Below are 16,749 nucleotides of genomic sequence, written 5' to 3' on the forward strand. Positions count from 1 at the left end.
ACGGGTCCGGATGCCTCACCGGGTGCCCGTTCCACCGGGTCCGACCCGGTCGCCACCTCGGCCGCGCCCGCTCGCCAGGCCGTCGCCGCCTCCGCCGCCAGCCGGCCGAGCGTCGGCACCAGCTCGGCGAGGCGCCGCTTCAGCGCCTCGCGCGCCGACGGCGGGACAGCGGATCTTGGGCAGGTCGCACGGAACCTCTCCCTCAGCGGACGCCGGTGACGGTGACGCGTATGACGGGCCCGCGCCACCCGCCGGGTGACCCGGCCGGGCGCCACCACGGGGCCGCCGGCCGGGTGGCGTTGGTGACGACCGGGACCGTTGCCCGCCCGGCTGTGCGATCGTTGCCGAGTGGCCGTTGGTGCGCCGAGCCCGCGCGACCCCGTGCCCGTCCCGGCGACCCGGGGCTGGGTTGGGGAGCTGCGCGCGCTGCTGGCCTGGCGGCGGGTCAGCCATCGGCTGCGCCGGGCGCTGCGCAGCGCGCTCGTCACGTTCGTCGTGCTCTCCCTGACGCTCTGGCTCATGCCGGGGGTACGCAGCACGGACGTCTTCGACACCCTCGGCCTGGTCGTCCTGGTCGCCGTGGTCGGTGCGGTGCTGCGGCCCCTGCTGCTGGCCGGAGTGGTCGCGATCGGCGGATGGGGCGCCATGCTGCTCGGGGTCGTCGCCCAGGTGACGATCATCGCGGTGGCCCTCGAACTCGACCCGGCCGAACGGGTCAGCGGCTTTCCCGGCGTGGTCCTGGCCGCCATCGTCGCCGTGATCTTCGCGGCGATCCTGGACTGGATGGCGGACAGCGGCAGCGACGCCACGTTCGTCCAGGAGGCCCGGCGGCTGATGCGCGGAGTCCGCCGCCGCCAGTCCGGACGCCGCCCCTTCACCCTGCGCCAGACCTACCCCGGCACCGAGCCCGGCATGCTCGTGGTGCAGCTCGACGGCGTGGCCGAGCCCGTGTTGCGCTGGGCCGTACGCGCGGGCAACCTGCCGACCATCGGGAGCTGGCTGCGTACGGGCAGCCACACGATGCGCGGCTGGCACACCGGCCTGCCCTCCACCACCCCGGCCGCCCAGGCGGGCATCCTGCACGGCGCCTCCCAGCAGATCCCGGCGTTCCGCTGGTACGAGAAGGACATCGGGCGGCTCATGGTCGCCAACCGGCCCCGCGACGCGGCCGTCGTGGAGCAACGGCTCAGCGACGGCCGCGGCCTGCTGGCCGACGGTGGAGTCAGCATCGGCAACGCGTTCTCCGGCGACGCGACGACCAACCTGCTGACGGTCAGCCACGCCGCGCTGCCCGGCCGTTCGGCGCGCGGCTGGGCGGCGTTCATGGCCAGCCCGTACGGCTTCACCCGCGCCCTCGTGCTCGGGGTGGCCGAGGTCATCACCGAATTGCACCAGGCCCGGCTGCAGCGCCGCCGCAACCTGCTGCCCCGGGTGAGCCGCTCCGGCGCGTTCCTCGCGCTGCGGCCCGCGTCGATGCTGCTGCGCGACGTGAACGTGTCGCTGGTCGCGGAGCAGATGGCCCGGGGCGCCCCGGTGATCTACTGCGACCTGGTCGACTACGACGAGGTGGCGCACCACGCGGGCCCCGCCCGGCCGGAGTCGATGCGCCAGCTGGAGAACCTCGACCGGATGCTCGGCGCTCTGGAGCGCCTGGCCCCGGAGGCGGCCCGCCGGTATCACCTCGTCGTGCTCTCTGATCACGGGCAGAGCCAGGGCGCGACGTTCCGCCAGCGCTACGGCGAGACCCTGTCGCGGGTCGTGGACCGGCTGGCCGCCACGCCGGTGGACGAGCCCGCGTCGCCCGCCGAGCTGGAGGTGACGCAGGAGCCCGAGTTCCCGAAGGGCCCGGTCGCGCCGCTGCTGGTCGTGTCGTCCGGCAACCTGGCCCTGCTGTACGTCACGGGAGAACCGCAGCGGCTGGGCCGGGAGGAGGTCGAGCAGGCGTACCCGCGGCTGATCGCCGGGCTGGCCGCGCATCCCGGCATCGGGCTGGTCGTGGTCGCGGACACCGACGGGCCGGTGGCGGTCGGCGAGGGCGGCAGCCACCACCTGCGCGACGGGCGGGTCGAGGGGACGGATCCGCTGCTGGCGTACGGGCCCCGCGCCCGGGCGGACCTGCTGCGGCATCAGGAGTCGGCGCACCTGGGCGACCTCGTGCTGATCAGCGCGGTGGATCCGGTGACCCAGGAGGTCGCGGCGTTCGAGGAACTGGTCGGCTCGCATGGTGGCCTCGGCGGCTGGCAGACCGACGCGGTCCTGGTGCACCCGGCGGACTGGCCCGTGCGCCCCGACGCGCTGGCCGGACCGAACGGCGTGCACCGCCAGCTCGTCGCGTGGCTCGAGATGCTGGGCCTGCGGGCGGACGGCGGCTCTCCGGCCCGGGCGCCCGACGCGGTCGCGCCCGATGAGGCCCCCGCGGCCGGGGCCCCGGCGCCCGACGAGGTGGTGGTGCCGGCGGCGGGCGGGGATTCCCTGGCGGAGCCGGCCTCCGAGGACGCCGCGGTGGCGGGCCACGGCGCCGGGGCACAGGCCGACGAGGGCGCCGCGGCGCGGGCGGGTGGTGAGCATGCCGCGGTGCGCAGCGGCGACAGCGCCGCGGCGCGTTCGGGGAATTCGCCCGCGACGGTCCGGCCCGGCACGCCGACGCGTTCTCCCGGGGGAAATCCCCTGCCGCAAGCCGCAACGGATCGAGACGGCGCGCCGACGAGACTTTCCCGCAGCCGCCAGGCTTAATGAAATGTGCGATTCTTCTGTTTTGCCCGTCGCGTCGCGCATGTTCCCCGGCTGCGTCGCGCCATCGTCGCCGGGGTCGCGGTCGCTGTGGCCGCAGGAGGCACACCAGCCGTGGCCACCCCCACGGCGGCAGGAGGCCCGGCGCAGCCCCGGGCACCCATCGCGGAAACCCCCCGCGCACCAGCGGGCCCGGCCCACCGGGCAGTACCCCCGGGCGTGCCCGCCGGGCGCCTGGGCAGGCTCGTGGTCGGGGTTCCACCGCTGGTCACACCGCTGTTCAACGGCTCCGTGTACGCGCTGGCCTTCCGCGGCAGCACGGTCTACGTCGGCGGGTCGTTCACCCGGGCGACCTCCGGCGGCCGGACATTCGTCCGGCAACGGCTGGCCGCCTTCAACGCCACCACCGGCGCGCTGCTGAGCTGGGCCCCGACCGCCGACGCGACCGTACGAGCGCTGGCCGTCGACGGCGGCTCCGTGTACGCGGGCGGCGACTTCGGCACGGTCTCGGGGCGGCGCCGCGACGCGCTGGCCCGCCTCGACGCCGTCACCGGGGCGCTCGGCACGTTCGCGCACCGGGTCACCGGCGCGCCGTACGCCCTCGCGATCGGCCACGGGCGCCTCTACGTCGGCGGCAGCTTCCGTGCCGTGGACGGCGTACCTCGGGCGAGCCTGGCCGCGTTCTCGCTCGCCACCGGGGCGCTGGACGCGGGCTGGCGGCCGACCACCGACGACGCGGTGCACGCCGTCACGGTCGCCGGTGTCCGGATCTACGTGGGCGGCGCCTTCCACCAGATCAACGGCGCGCCGGGCACCCTGCGGATCGCGGTGCTGACCGCCACGGGAGTGGTCTTCACCGGCTTCCGGCCCACGAGGGCCCCCGCCGAGGTCAACGGGCTCGCGGTGGACGCCGCCGGGGTGTACGCGGCCACCGGTGGCCAGGGCGGCCGGGCGGTCGCGTATTCGACTGCGGGCGAGATCCGTTGGCAGCGGGTCTTCGACGGCGACGTGGTGGCTGTCGCGGCGCTGGACGGCGTCACGTATGTCGGAGGCCACTTCGACACCGCCTGCCTCACGATGCGCAACGGGCCGCACGGCACCTGCATCGACGGTTCCGTGTCGAGGGTGAAGCTGGCCGCGGTGACCGGCACGGGGGACCTGTCCGACTGGGCGCCGCAGGGCAACGGCGTCGTCGGGGTGCGCGTCCTCGCGGCGGAGTCCGGCACGGGCACGCTCGCGGCGGGCGGCGACTTCACCGTCATCAACGGCCAGACCCGCCGTCGCGTGGCCACCTTCCGCTGACGTCCGCCCTGGCGACCGTCAGTGGACGCCCCGGGCTCCCGCGGCGCGGCCGGCGACATTCCAGTACCGGGCGGGCATGAGCCGGGCCAGCAGATCGGCGGCCTTCGCCGCCCGGGTGATGACCAGCCTCGGCTTGCGGGCCTGGATGGCCGCGACGATCAACCGGGCGGCCTCCTCGGGCGGCATCCGCAGCGCCACCTCCGCGAAGGCTCGCGCCCGGGCGACCTGTTCCCCGCCCGGATCCGGGCCGCTGATCCGCGCGTTCGCGGCGATGCTGGTCCGGACACCGCCGGGATGCACGACCGTCACCCCGACCTCGCGCCCGGCCAGCTCGTGCCGCAGCGCCTCGGAGAAGCCGCGCACGCCGAACTTGCTGGTCACGTACGCGACCTGGGACGGCGGGGCGATCAGGCCGAACAGGCTGGAGAGGGTGACCACGTGGGATCCCGGGCGGCTCAGCAACTGGGGCAGGAACGCCTTGGTCGTGCGAATCACGGCGTGCAGGTTGATCTCCAGCAGCCAGTCGAAGTCCGCCATGCTGACCTGCTCGAAGGTGCCGCTCAGGGCCACCCCGGCGTTGTTGACCAGCAGGTCCACGCCGCCGTGCCGGGCGGCCACCTCGGCGGCCAGGTCCAGCCGGTCACCGCCGTCCGCGAGATCCACCACGTACGTGCTGACGTCGGCCGCGCCGAGTTCCCGGGCCAGGTGCGCCACCCGGGCGAGCCCGTCGGCGTCGCGGTCCAGCAGCGCCAGCACGGCCCGTCGCTTCGCCAGGTCGAGGGCCAGGGCCGCGCCGATCCCGCTGGCCGCCCCGGTGATCAGGCAGGTGCGCCCCGCGAACGCGAACCGCCGCACCTCAGACCCCCGCCCGGGGCCGGGTCGGGGCCGTGGCGGGGGCACCGGTCACAGTGCGGCCCGCGCCGCCCGGGACGGGGACGTCGACATACGCGCTCATCGGTCGATTATCGAGGCGGGCCGGTCATCCTCGCGCGGGCGGCACGGGCAGACGTGCGGCAGCGGTGAAAACTCAGGCCGTCGGGTCGGCGGCCTGGCGCGGCGAGCTGGCGCCCGCCCGGCTGGCGGGCCGGCGCGCCGCACTCCGGCGCGTGGTCGCCGGGCCCGAGGCGGCCTGCTTCGCGGGCGCCGCCTTCGTAGCGGAAGCGGACTGCGGTGTGGACGCGGGCTGCGTTGTGGATGCGGGCTGCGGTGTGGATGCGGGCTGCGTTGTGGACGCGGGCTGCGTTGTGGACGCGGGCTGGGCGGCCGACGTCGGCTGGGCCGCGGGCACGGGCTGCGCGGGGGCCGGTGCCACGGGCGTGGACTGCGCGGAAGCCCGGGTGGATCGCGCCGCGTTCGGTGCGGACCCCGCGCGGGCGGCGGTCGCGACGACCCGGCCGTTGCCGCGGGCCCGGTCGAGTTCCTTCTCCCGGCGCACGAGATCGGCCAGCACGACCTTCTCGTACTTCGCCTCGGCGGTCTTGACCTTGGCCTTTGCCTTGGCCGACTTGGCGACGGCCTTCTTGCGGGCGGCGGTGAGCCGCTCACGGTCCTTGGTGGCGGTCTTGAGTGCGCGCTTGAGGCGGCTCACCTCGGCCTCGGCGTTGCGTAGCGCCTGGGTGTGCTGGCGGGTCAGCTGCGTGATCGTGCCGAGCCGGCGATCCAGGTCGGTGACGCCTGCCTCCGCCTTCTCGGCGGCGACCGTGGCAGCTTCGGCCTTGGCGCGGCGACTGTCCAGCGACGAGGGGCGGACAGTGGACTCCTCCGTGGTCGGGGGAGCTGATGCAGTCACGGAAATCACTCCTTCCGATGTCATCAGCGACCCTACCCGAGTTCACGGTGCGGAAACCGTCCAGTTACCCGACGCGAGACTCCTCGCGCTCGACCGCGGCCCGGGCCCGGCGGCTGCGGATGTGACGCATGTGCAGCCCAGCGTACGCGGCGACGGCGATTCCGACGGCCGCGATCGCCAACCACTTGTACCGGTGCATGTGGTCGACGACCTCGACGATGCGCGTACCGAGCAGGTAGGACACCGTCGTCCACCAGCCGCACCACAGCGCCGCGCCGATCGCGTTGTAGAGCATGAACTTGCGCCACGGCATGTTGGTGAGACCGGCGATGACGCCGTTGAGCTGCCGCAGGCCCTCGACGAACCGGGCGACGACCACCACCTTGCTGCCGCGCTTGGCGAAGAACTGCTCCGCCTTCTCCAGCCGCTTCGGGGTGATCAGGATGTACTTGCCGAAGCGGTTCACGGCCTTGCGGCCGCCCCGCTTTCCGATCCAGTAGCCGATGTTGTCGCCGAGCACCGCGGCCGCGAACGCGATCACGCCGACGGCGAACACGTTGAGCCGGCCCGTCCCCGCGTACACGGCGGCGGCCATCATGATCGTCTGGCCGGGCGCGGGAACACCGAAGCTCTCCACGCCGATGACGGCCCCCACGGCGAGGTATCCCCATCGGTCGAGGATGGGTGCTACCCCGTGCAGGAAGCCCGGCAGGTCGTCCATCGGCACTGGCATGACCCGCAACGTTAGCGGCCCCAAGCTCGCATTGCCGGACCCGTTCGGTCGCGAACCGGGTGCGGCCGCCACCGTTCAGTTCTGCGGCGGCGCGTCCCCCGGTCCGCTGCCCCAGGTCAGGCTGGGTGTCGTCGACAGGGTGTAGATCAGGCGGCCACCGGTGGTGATCATCGATGCGGGCAGCCACGATCGGGTGGTGTGGTGGCCGTCGACGCTCAGCCGCTGGATGTAGATCGCGTCGGCGGTGTCGCGGGGTGCGTCGATGGCCAGGGTCTTCCCGCCGTCGAGGCGCAGCACCGCCCGGGGGAAGACCGGGGTGGTCAGGGCCAGCTCGGCGCGGGTCGGGACGACCGGGTACAGCCCGAGTGCGGAGAAGACGTACCAGGCGCTCATCGTGCCCGCGTCGTCGTTGCCCGGGATGCCGCCGGTACCGTCGGTCCACAACCTCGTGGTGATCGCGTGCACGGTCTCCTGCGTCCTGGCCGCCGCCCCCAGGTACGCGTACAGATACGGGGTCTGGATGTCCGGCTCGTTGGTGGCGTCGAAGCGGGTCGCCTTGGTCGCGCTGAGGTCGAAGCTGCCGTCGGGGTTGCGGAAGAACGCGTCGAGGCGCCGGGCGGCCACCTCCGGCCCGCCCATCGCGGCGGCGAGGCCGACCACGTCGGAGTAGACCATCCAGGTGTACTGCGCGCTGCTGCCCTCGACGAAGCCGGTGCCGGTGGAGGGGCTGAAGCCGCCGGCCCAGTGCCCGTCGGCGTACCGGTCGCGCATCCAGCCGGCGAACGGCCCGTCCGCCGGTGCCGGCGTGGGCACGGCCGGATCGGCCAGCTCCAGCTCGGCGAGCTGAACGATGTCGGCGCCGGAGTTCGCGGTCACCTCCAGCCGGTAGTACCGGTACGGCTTCGGCTCGGCGACCGTGAACTCGCGGGTCTGCCCCCGCTCGGTGAACCGCTGCCCGGTACGCGCGTCGACCGGCGACCACGTCTCGCCGTCGGCGGAGCCCAGCAGCAGCCAGTCCTTCGGGTCCCGGCCGGGCTCGTCGTTGGCGGAGGTGAGGGCGTAGTTCGTCACGGTCAGCGGGGCCGTGAGCCGGGCCTGCAACCAGCCGGTCGTCGCGAAGGTGAGCCACTTCGTGCCCTTGTCCCCGTCGAACGCCTGCGCCCTGCCCTCGTACGGGGCGTTCTCGCCGCTGGCGGTGATCGCGTCGATCTCTTCCCGGATGTTGTGCGCCAGTCCCGGGTCGGCCTGGGCCGCGGGGTCGTACACGTGGCGCCAGTTGTGCGAGCGCTCCAGGAATCGCTGCTGCCCGTCGGTGTCGCCGAGCGCGCCGGCGAGCTGGGACAGGCCGTAGTCGGCGGCCGCGTCCTCCAGGGTCTCGGCCGCCCCGCCCCAGCAGTGGCAGTCGTCGGCGGGGACGTACCCGAGCGTGAGGTACTTGTCGAGCGCCGGGCGCTGGCCGACGCACTCGACCGGGCATCCGGCGTCGCTGCCGTCGTTCGCGGTCGGCACGGTGGCGGCGCGCACCAGCGACTCGTACGCGCCCCGGACGTCGAAGTCGCGGGCGCCGAACGCGTACATCCCGGCGATCGCGGCGGCCGACGGGTCGCCGGACATGACGCTGGTCTTGCCGTGCTGCAGCAGCCAGCGGTCCCACTCGCCGTCGCGCTGGCCCGCGTAGTTGTCCAGCGACTGGGCGAAGTCGCTGGCCATCCGGGTGTCCAGCAGCGCCAGCAGCTGCACCTGGGCGCGGTAGACGTCCCAGCCGGAGAACGTGCCGTACTGCGCCTGCTGGGGTGCCCGGACGGCGTGCACCGCGCCGTCCGCGCCCAGGTACCGGCCGTCGGCGTCGCTGGTGAGCGTGGGTTCGAGCTGGGCGTGGTACAGCGCGGTGTAGAACGTGGTCTGCTGCGCCACCGTGCCGCCGCCGATCTCGATCTGCCGCAGCCGCTTGGTCCACGCCGCCCGGGCGTCGGCCGCCATCGTCTCGAACGGCAGCGTGGCCGGGCTCTCCGTGGCCAGGTTGGCCTGCGCTCCGCCCGGGCTCACGTACGAGATCGCGACCCGGACCCCGACGCTGGTGGTGCCCGGCGCGAACGTGACGTACCCGCCCGAGCCCTTGCCCGCGACGGGGCGGCCCGACCCGTTGTATCCGCTGCCACCCCGGGCGTCGGTGCCGCCCTGCGCCAGGGTCGCGTCGGTCCACGTGCCGGTCTCCGCGAACGGCTGGTCGAGGGTGGCCACGAAGTGCAGCGTGTAGTACGCCTTGCGGTTGTTGGCGCTCTGTGGCCCGCAGAAGTTGCCCGCGGTGACCGAGCCGCTGACCGTCCGGGTGGACGGGTCGATGTGGACGGTGGCGTCCGTGCTGCCGGTCTCCGACATCGAGGTACGGAACAGCAGGCTGGCCGGTTTGTCCGCGGGGAAGGTGAACCGCCCGTGGCCGGTGCGCGGGGTGACGGTGAGTTCCGCGCCCGCCCCGCTGTCCAGGCCGACCCGGTAGTAGCCCGGGCTGGCGGCCTCGTTGGCGTGGGAGAACGTGCTGGCGTAGACCGCGTCGGCGCTGTCCGCGGTGGGCGAGCTCGTGACCGCGCCGACCTGGGGCATGATCGGGATGTCGCCGTTGCCGCCCGAGCAGCCGACCCCGCTGAGGTGGGTGAGGCTGAAGCCGCGGATGCGGGTGGCGGTGTACTGGTAGCCGCCCGGTGCCGGCGTGGCGACCTGGTTGCCCCGCGAGGTCTGCGGGCTGAACGCCAGCATCCCGAACGGCGTGACCGCCCCCGGGTAGGTGTTGCCCGAGTTGGTGGTGCCGATGAACGGGTCGACGTAGGCGGCCGGGTCGGTGATCAGGCGGGCCGGGGCGGCGCCCGCGGCGGCGGCGCCGATCGGCACGGTCAGGACCACCCCGGCGAGCACGGCGACGGTACGGAATCCGAACACGTGATCTCCCACTGACATCGATGTCATATCGACTACAGTGGTCAGCTTCCATCGACTGTCACCAATGTGTCAACCGACCGCGCAAGGGCATCCGGCTCCGCGAGGAGAGGGCACGAGGAGAGGGCGCGGGGAGAGGGTGAGCCGACGCCACCGGCCGCGTGCGAGCGCGGCCCGGCCGGGTCAGACGGGCTCTGCCGGGTCAGACGGGCTCGGCCGGGATCAGACGGGCTCTGCCGGGATGCCCGCGTACGCCGCGCGCAGCGACTCGATGATCGGATGCCGGGGGCGGAACGCGATGCCGTCGATCCGGGAGATCTCCCGGACGCCGATCGCGGCGTTCGTCGCGAAGGCGGCTTCAATGGTGGGCAGGTCCGCCACGCTCACCGGAGCCGTCCGGTGCTCATGTGCCTGCCGCAGCAGTCCCATGGTCACCCCGGCCAGGCATGCAGCGTCGGGCCAGATGACGTCGGTGCCGTCGAACAGTCCGACGTTCCAGGTGCCTCCCTCCGAGACGTGCCGCGCGTCGTCGACGAACAGCGCGTCGTCGAACCCGTCGAGTCGGGCGCGGCGGCGGCGGTGCAGCGACCCGAACAGTCCGACGCTCTTGACCTGTGGCGCGTCGCGCACGTACGTGGTGGTCTGGGCGGTGAAAGCGGGTGACGCGGAGGCGTCCGCCGCGCGCTGGGTCACCAGGATGTGCGGGTCGCGGGCCAGCTCCGGGCGGCTCAGCTCGAGGTCCGGGTCGAAGACCGTGACCCGGACGGTCGCGATCCCGGTCATCGGGGCGGCGTCGTGGATGAACTCCCGCAGCCGGTCGGCGCCCGGGTCGACGCCGAACAGCACTGCGCAGTCCCGGATCAGCCGGTCGATGTGCCGGCCGAGCCCGCGCACGTGCCCGTCCTCGACGCGGAACGTGGTGAAGTGGCCGTAGTTCGTGAGGGCCAGCTGCTGCAGCTCCTCGAGGGCGACCGGCCGCCCGTTCAACCGCGCCATGGCTCCAGCATCGCAGCCGGCACGATCGTCCCCCCGTGCGGCGGAGCGCAACGGGGGGACGGCGGACCGTCAGAGGTTGTCGGCGGCCAGTTGATTGCGCAGCTTGGCCAGGGCCTTGGTGAGCAGGCGGGACACGTGCATCTGGGAGATGCCGACCTGCGCGGCGATCTGGGACTGGGTGAGGTTGCCGTAGAACCGCAGCGTGAGGATCTTCTGCTCGCGCGCGTCGAGGGTGGCCAGGGCGGGGCCGAGCGCCACCCGGGTCTCCGCAATCTCGTACTCGTGGTCCTCGATGCCGAGGGTGTCGCCGAGTGAGGTGGTGCCGTCGGCGTTGATCGGGGTGGACAGGCTGGTCGCGGTGTACGCGCGGGCGCCCTCCAGCCCTTCCAGGACGTCCTCTTCGGTCAGGTCGAGGTGGGCGGCGATGTCGGCGACCGTCGGGGAGCGGCCGAGGGTGTGGGTGAGGTGCGCGTTGGCCTCGGTGATGGACAGGCGCATCTCCTGTAGGCGGCGCGGCACCCGCACCGACCACGTACGGTCACGGAAGTGGCGCTTGAGCTCGCCGATGATGGTGGGGATCGCGTATCCGGTGAAGTCGACGCCGCGCTCGGGGTCGAACCGGTCGATGGCCTTGATGAGCCCGATGGTGGCGGTCTGGATCAGGTCGTCGGTGGGCTCGCCGCGTCCGCTGTAGCGGTGTGCGAGGTGCCGGGCGAGAGGCAGCCACGCCTCGATCGTCCGTTCCCGCAGCCGGGCCCGGTCCGCGGCGGGGGCCGTGGCCAGCGCGTCGAGCAGTGCGGCGGCGTTGTCCGTCGGGGTATCGGGCCGGATCGCGGCGGGCGCCTCGGCGGTCAGAGTCGCGGTAGCGGTCATGTCAGTCGTCCTCCCTGGCACCTGCCCGCGGCACCGGTTCAGGGGGAACTGCCGGCCGGGCCAGGTGTATCTATCTGCGCGGATCGATGGCTCTGGAGCAACCAGCGGCGGCCCGCACGTTCTAGGCCGTTCGGATAAGAACAACTTAGCTGATAGGTCGAACGATGACTAGCCGAAAGTATGAGTCACGTTGTGTAGTTGATCCGCTACGCTGGATGGCCACTCGAAAGGGTGAAGCGATCTCTCCGCCGCCCGCCGGTGGGCTTGACCCCGGGGAAAGGGTTGACGGGCTCCCGGCGTGGGGATGGGCGGCGGAGAGCGCTTCTCGTGAGTTTCATCGACGCTTGTATTAACAAGCAAGCAATCTGAGTTCCGGAACTCCGATCCCGGTGGGGCGGGCTTGTATGCTGTGCGGCGGGCCGTGACTGGCGCGTTCGGATGGGAAAACCATCGGGGAGCGGTCCCGTCTCCTGACGTATGCCGTGCGCCTGGGCCTCTTCACCTGTGATAGGGAGGTCCGATGCCTGCACTCAACGCCGAATCGACCGCTTTCCGCGCCGCGCTGGACGCCGTCCGCGCCGTCGAGCCCCGCATCGCCGACGCGATCGCCAAGGAGCTGCACGACCAGCGCGAATCCCTCAAGCTCATCGCCAGCGAGAACTACGCCTCCCCGGCCGTGCTGCTGGCCATGGGCAACTGGTTGTCCGACAAATACGCCGAGGGCACCATCGGCCGCCGCTTCTACGCCGGCTGCCAGAACATCGACACGGTCGAGTCGGTCGCGGTCGAACACGCCAAGGCGCTGTTCGGCGCCCCGTACGCATACGTCCAGCCGCACTCCGGCATCGACGCCAACCTGGTCGCGTACTGGGCGGTGCTGGCCGACCGGATCGAGGCCCCGGCCCTGGCCAAGGTCGGCAAGCGCAACGTCAACGACATGACCGACGCCGAGTGGGCCGAGCTGCGCGCCGCGTTCGGCAACCAGCGGATGCTCGGCATGTCGCTGGACGCGGGCGGCCACCTTACCCACGGCTTCCGCCCCAACATCAGCGGCAAGATGTTCGACCAGCGCAGCTACGGCGTCGACCCGGCCACCGGCCAGATCGACTACGCGGCCCTGCGGGAGACCGCCCGCGAGTTCAAGCCGCTGATCATCGTGGGTGGCTACTCGGCGTACCCCCGGAAGGTGAACTTCCGCATCATGCGCGAGATCGCCGACGAGGTCGGCGCGACCTTCATGGTCGACATGGCGCATTTCGCGGGCCTGGTCGCGGGCAAGGTCTTCACCGGCGACTTCGACCCGGTACCGCACACACACATCGTCACCACCACCACCCACAAGTCGCTGCGCGGCCCGCGCGGCGGCGCGGTGCTGTGCCGGCCCGAGCTGGCCGACCAGGTCGACCGGGGCTGCCCGATGGTGCTGGGCGGCCCGCTCGGCCACGTCATGGCCGCCAAGGCGATCGCGTTCGCGGAGGCCCGGCAGCCCGAGTTCGCCGACTACGCGCAGCGCATCGTGGACAACTCGCAGGCGCTCGCCGAGGGCCTGGTCAAGCGCGGCGCCACCGTGGTCAGCGGCGGCACGGACAACCACCTCGTCCTGATCGACGTCGACAAGTACGGCCTCACCGGCCGCCAGGCCGAGCAGGCCCTGCTCGACTCCGGCATCGTCACCAACCGCAACGCGATCCCCCAGGACCCCAACGGCGCCTGGTACACCTCCGGCGTCCGGATCGGCACCCCCGCCCTGACCACGCGGGGCCTGGGCACGGCCGAGATGGACCAGATCGCGGAGCTGATGCACACCGTGCTCAGCCAGACCAGGGCGGGCGCGTCGAAGGCCAAGTTCGACCTCGATCCGGCGCTCGCCGACCGGGTCTCCAAGCAGGCCACCGAGCTGCTTTCCGCCTTCCCCCTCTACCCCCAGGTTGACCTGGGCTGATCTTTGCGGCGCGGGATCGGGCAATCTTGAAGAGTTCGGGTCAGCTCCTGACCCGAACTCTTCAACTTCTGAACCCGACCTTGGGTCGCACGTTCGTCGTGCGCCAGACCGCTGCTCCCGCCGAGACCGGGTGCGGGGATCCATTCGCCTGACGGCTCATGGGCGGATCCCCGCACCCTGCCAGGTCCGTGCGTCCACAAGCGAAGGATCCGCGTCGGGCGGGTCTCCGTCGCTCCTTGCGGCAGCCCAGTCGGCCAGGTCTGGCTCGGCTGCCCGCCTGCCGCGGGTCGGGTTGATGGTCCGGGTGTCCTGTGCGCGGTCGGTTGCCGTCGCTTCCTGTCCGGGCCCGGTGGTGCGTTCCTGCTCGGGTTCGGGGGTGCGGGCGGCGGCGATGCCGCGGGTCAGGGCTGCGCGTAGGCGGGGGGCGAAGGGGCGTTCCACGAGGCGGTACACCAGCCACGCGGGTATCAGCATCAGTGCCATCGTGGCGGCGACGAGCAGGCCGACCGGTAGGTGGGTGGCCTCGTAGGCGTGCCGGATGATGACGTAGCCGATGCGTTGGTGCAGGAGGTAGTAGGGGTAGGTCAGGGCGCCTGCGACGGTGAGCCAGCGCCAGGTGATGCGGTCCGTGTAGCCCAGGGCGATCAGCAGGAGTAGCGCGTACACCGCTGTCATGATCAGTACGGCGGGCCAGAGTGGGACCTTCCAGCCCGGATTCAGGGTCACGCGTTCGCCCAGGCTGTAGAGGCCGATCAGCCAGGAGAAGCCGACGATGCCCCACAGCAGCGGGGTGGGGCCGAAGCGGTGCATCAGATACATCGCGATCCCGGCGATGAAATACGGGGCGTAGTGCCGGGCTGTGATCATCGTGAATACCGGATTGTCGATGACCGGGGCGACCACCGCGGCGGTCATCCACACCACGCAGAACAGCACCGCCCGCCGGTACGTGAGTCCCCGCCCCACCACCAATGCGAACAGCAGATAGAAGCGCAGCTCCGTCCACAGAGTCCAGTAGACGTTGTCCACCGGGTGCACGCCGAGGGGTTCCTGCAACATGGTGAGGTTGACGCCGATGTCGGCCAGGGAGAAGTGCGAATAGACCGGGACGTACCCGCCGATCGGCAGCAGGGTGGTCACGGTCAAGGTGATGAGGATGGCCGCCCAGTAGGCCGGATACAGCCGCGCGGCGCGGGACACGAAGAAGTCACCCAGGCTGCGGCCCCACGCGCTCAGACAGATCGCGAAGCCGCTGATCATGAAGAACGTCTCGACGCCCAGGAAGCCGTAGATCGTCACGCGGGTGGCGTGCGGGAGGAAGTACGCCGGGGTGTGTACCGCGTCGACTGTCCAGAATGCCGTGTAGTGGTAGAGCGCCACGGCCAGCGCGGCGACCAGGCGCAGACCGTCGAGGGCCGCCAAGCGAGGGCGCCTGACGGACCGTGACTGCTCGATTCTGTACGGCTTCTGCCCTGCCGACACGAAAGCCTCCCCGAGCCGCGTTCCCACGGCATAGCTGACCAGTGCGGAGGCAATCCTGGACAACGGGCCGTACGGTCGGCGTCAGCAGATCACTGACGGAATCCTTATCCACCGTCGGTGACACGGGCCGGTGACGGGAGCGGGCGGATGCGGGTACTCGTGGCGGACGACGAGCGGTTGCTGGCAGACACCGTGGCCGAAGGGCTGCGCCGCCTGTCGATGGCCGTGGACGTCTGCTACGACGGCGACGCCGCGCACGAACGGATGAGCGTCGTCCGGTACGACGTGGCCGTGCTCGACCGCGACATGCCCGGCCGTACCGGCGACGACCTGTGCCGGTGGACCGCCACGGAGAACGGCGCGACCCGGGTGCTGCTGCTGACCGCCGCCGCCGGACTGCGCGACCGGGTGGAGGGACTGGGCCTGGGCGCCGACGACTATCTGGCCAAACCGTTCGCGTTCGCCGAGCTGGCGGCCCGGATCCAGGCGCTGGGCCGGCGTGCCGTACCCGCGGTCCCGCCGATCCTGGAGCATCGAGGCGTGGTGCTGGACGAGGCCCGGCACGTCGTCACCCGCGACGGGTCCGTGGTGGCGTTGACGCCGAAGGAGTTCGCGGTGCTGCAGGTGCTGATGCGGGCCCGCGGCCAGGTGGTGAGCGCCGAGGAACTGCTGGAACGGGCGTGGGACGAGCACGTGGACCCGTTCACCAACGTGGTGCGGGTGGTGATGATGACCCTGCGCCGCAAACTCGGCGACCCACCGGTCATCGAGACCCTGCCGCGCGTCGGCTACCGGCTCTGCGGATGAGCGTGCGGGCCCGTACCGTCCGGCGGCGCCTGGTGATCGTCTGCCTCGTGGTCGCGCTGCTGGTCATGGTGTTCGACCGGTACGCGTTATCGTTGCCGTACTGGGTGACCTTCGCCCAGGTCTGTTCCCTCTGGGAAGCACATCCCCGGCCGTACGAGACATGCGACATGGTCAATGAGTATCTGCCGGTGCAGTCGCCGCTGGCCCTCGCTGTGCTGGCCGTCGTGCTGACGCTGGGATCCCGGTGGGTCACCCGGTGGGTGCTGGGACCCGCGCGCGACCTCGTCCCGGCGATCACCCAGATCGGGCCGCAGAACCTGGGCTACCGCATCGGCGCGACCCGCCCGCGGCACGACGAGTTCGCCCCGGTCGTGCGGGCGCTGGACGACATGATGGCGCGGATCGCCGCGGGATACGAGGCCCAGCGCCGCTTCTCCGCCAACGCCTCGCACGAACTTCGTACGCCGCTGGCGGTGCAGCGCGCGCTCATCGAGGTCGGCCTCGCGCAGGACCCCACCGCCGACCAGCTGTCGCTGCTCAGCAGGCAGATGCTGCAAGCCAACGAGCGCAACGAACGGCTCATCGAAGGACTGCTCGTGCTGAGCGAGGCGGACCAGGGACTCGCCGCCCGGCTGCCGCAACGCCTCGATGCCATCGCCCATCAGGTCGTCGAGGCGCAGCGGGAGGCGGCCGGTGCGGTCCCCGTGTCGCTGACGTGCGACCTGGCCCCGCGCGGCGTGGACGGCGAACGGGTGCTGCTCGAACGGCTGGTCACCAACCTCGTGCAGAACGCGGTCAAATACAACCGTCCCGGCGGGACCGTGCAGGTGACGGTCGGCGCCGACCCCGCGCTGACCGTCGTCAACACCGGGCCACCGGTGCCCGCGGACGCGGTGGCCCGGCTGTTCGAGCCGTTCCAGCGTCTGGCCGACCGCATCGACCACAGTGGCGGCAGCGGGCTGGGGCTGACCATCGCCCGTTCCATCACCCGGGCGCACGGCGGCACGATCGTGGCCGAGCCCGCGGGGCCGCCGGACCACGGCGGCCTGCGCGTGACCGTACGCATGCCCGCCCAGAAGGCGCACGACGGCGCGGCGGCACCCGCGGAGAGCCCGACCGCAAGAGCGCGCTGACCGCGGTGGTGGTCGCGCTCGGCGGGCTCGC

The 16,749-nt window shown here is 72.2% G+C and carries 12 protein-coding genes and 1 riboswitch; of the genes, 5 read left to right on the top strand and 7 right to left on the bottom strand.

What is annotated here, in order from left to right; translation table 11 throughout:
• The first annotated feature begins 348 nt into the window (after positions 1 to 348).
• Together ACMCNO_RS04745 and ACMCNO_RS04750 are read left to right on the top strand one after the other, a co-directional pair.
• Entirely contained in the window at positions 349 to 2,733 is a 2,385-nt protein-coding gene (locus ACMCNO_RS04745; RefSeq protein WP_412748199.1) for an alkaline phosphatase family protein, read from the top strand.
• Between the two features lie 111 nt (positions 2,734 to 2,844).
• Complete coding sequence (locus ACMCNO_RS04750; protein ID WP_412748200.1) at positions 2,845 to 4,032, top strand: hypothetical protein; 1,188 nt, start codon at positions 2,845 to 2,847, stop codon at positions 4,030 to 4,032.
• 18 nt (positions 4,033 to 4,050) lie between these two features.
• Here the strand turns inward: ACMCNO_RS04750 and ACMCNO_RS04755 are convergent, their stop codons facing one another.
• From ACMCNO_RS04755 to ACMCNO_RS04780, 6 genes are all read right to left on the bottom strand, one after another.
• On the bottom strand, positions 4,051 to 4,887 hold the full coding sequence (locus tag ACMCNO_RS04755; protein WP_412748201.1) for an SDR family NAD(P)-dependent oxidoreductase: 837 nt from the start codon (positions 4,885 to 4,887) through the stop codon (positions 4,051 to 4,053).
• Positions 4,888 to 5,059: 172 nt separating this feature from the next.
• Positions 5,060 to 5,821, bottom strand: a complete 762-nt coding sequence (locus ACMCNO_RS04760) for a hypothetical protein (protein WP_412748202.1) — start codon at positions 5,819 to 5,821, stop codon at positions 5,060 to 5,062.
• A 64-nt stretch (positions 5,822 to 5,885) separates the two neighbouring features.
• Positions 5,886 to 6,554, bottom strand: coding sequence for a DedA family protein (locus ACMCNO_RS04765; protein WP_412748203.1), 669 nt, complete (start codon positions 6,552 to 6,554; stop codon positions 5,886 to 5,888).
• Between the two features lie 75 nt (positions 6,555 to 6,629).
• Positions 6,630 to 9,488, bottom strand: a complete 2,859-nt coding sequence (locus ACMCNO_RS04770) for a GH92 family glycosyl hydrolase (RefSeq protein WP_412748204.1) — start codon at positions 9,486 to 9,488, stop codon at positions 6,630 to 6,632.
• Between the two features lie 219 nt (positions 9,489 to 9,707).
• Positions 9,708 to 10,481, bottom strand: coding sequence for an aminotransferase class IV (locus ACMCNO_RS04775; RefSeq protein WP_412748205.1), 774 nt, complete (start codon positions 10,479 to 10,481; stop codon positions 9,708 to 9,710).
• Positions 10,482 to 10,550: 69 nt separating this feature from the next.
• Positions 10,551 to 11,354, bottom strand: coding sequence for an RNA polymerase sigma factor SigF (locus ACMCNO_RS04780; protein WP_412748206.1), 804 nt, complete (start codon positions 11,352 to 11,354; stop codon positions 10,551 to 10,553).
• A 411-nt stretch (positions 11,355 to 11,765) separates the two neighbouring features.
• Positions 11,766 to 11,855, top strand: a riboswitch (ZMP/ZTP riboswitch).
• A gap of 19 nt (positions 11,856 to 11,874) precedes the next feature.
• Here ACMCNO_RS04780 and ACMCNO_RS04785 point away from each other — a divergent pair.
• The gene (locus ACMCNO_RS04785) at positions 11,875 to 13,296 is read left to right on the top strand and encodes a glycine hydroxymethyltransferase (RefSeq protein ID WP_412748207.1); all 1,422 of its coding nucleotides are present in this window, start codon (positions 11,875 to 11,877) and stop codon (positions 13,294 to 13,296) included.
• A 156-nt stretch (positions 13,297 to 13,452) separates the two neighbouring features.
• Here ACMCNO_RS04785 and ACMCNO_RS04790 read toward each other — a convergent pair whose 3' ends face one another.
• Entirely contained in the window at positions 13,453 to 14,718 is a 1,266-nt protein-coding gene (locus ACMCNO_RS04790) for an acyltransferase family protein (protein WP_412748208.1), read from the bottom strand.
• A 207-nt stretch (positions 14,719 to 14,925) separates the two neighbouring features.
• Between ACMCNO_RS04790 and ACMCNO_RS04795 the strand changes: the two genes are divergently transcribed.
• Positions 14,926 to 15,585, top strand: a complete 660-nt coding sequence (locus ACMCNO_RS04795) for a response regulator transcription factor (RefSeq protein WP_412748209.1) — start codon at positions 14,926 to 14,928, stop codon at positions 15,583 to 15,585.
• On the top strand, positions 15,582 to 16,718 hold the full coding sequence (locus tag ACMCNO_RS04800; protein WP_412748210.1) for a sensor histidine kinase: 1,137 nt from the start codon (positions 15,582 to 15,584) through the stop codon (positions 16,716 to 16,718). Before ACMCNO_RS04795 ends, ACMCNO_RS04800 begins: the two co-directional genes overlap by 4 nt.
• Positions 16,719 to 16,749 lie beyond the last annotated feature (31 nt).

Source organism: Krasilnikovia sp. M28-CT-15 (assembly GCF_047159595.1).
Lineage (GTDB): Bacteria > Actinomycetota > Actinomycetes > Mycobacteriales > Micromonosporaceae > Actinoplanes.

Bases quoted from the DNA above. Each gene is read 5' to 3' on its own strand.
- ACMCNO_RS04765 (WP_412748203.1), bottom strand. From the start codon at position 6,554: ATGCCAGTGCCGATGGACGACCTGCCGGGCTTCCTGCACGGGGTAGCA.
- ACMCNO_RS04775 (WP_412748205.1), bottom strand. From the start codon at position 10,481: ATGGCGCGGTTGAACGGGCGGCCGGTCGCCCTCGAGGAGCTGCAGCAG.
- ACMCNO_RS04780 (WP_412748206.1), bottom strand. From the start codon at position 11,354: ATGACCGCTACCGCGACTCTGACCGCCGAGGCGCCCGCCGCGATCCGG.
- ACMCNO_RS04785 (WP_412748207.1), top strand. From the start codon at position 11,875: ATGCCTGCACTCAACGCCGAATCGACCGCTTTCCGCGCCGCGCTGGAC.
- ACMCNO_RS04795 (WP_412748209.1), top strand. From the start codon at position 14,926: ATGCGGGTACTCGTGGCGGACGACGAGCGGTTGCTGGCAGACACCGTG.
- ACMCNO_RS04800 (WP_412748210.1), top strand. From the start codon at position 15,582: ATGAGCGTGCGGGCCCGTACCGTCCGGCGGCGCCTGGTGATCGTCTGC.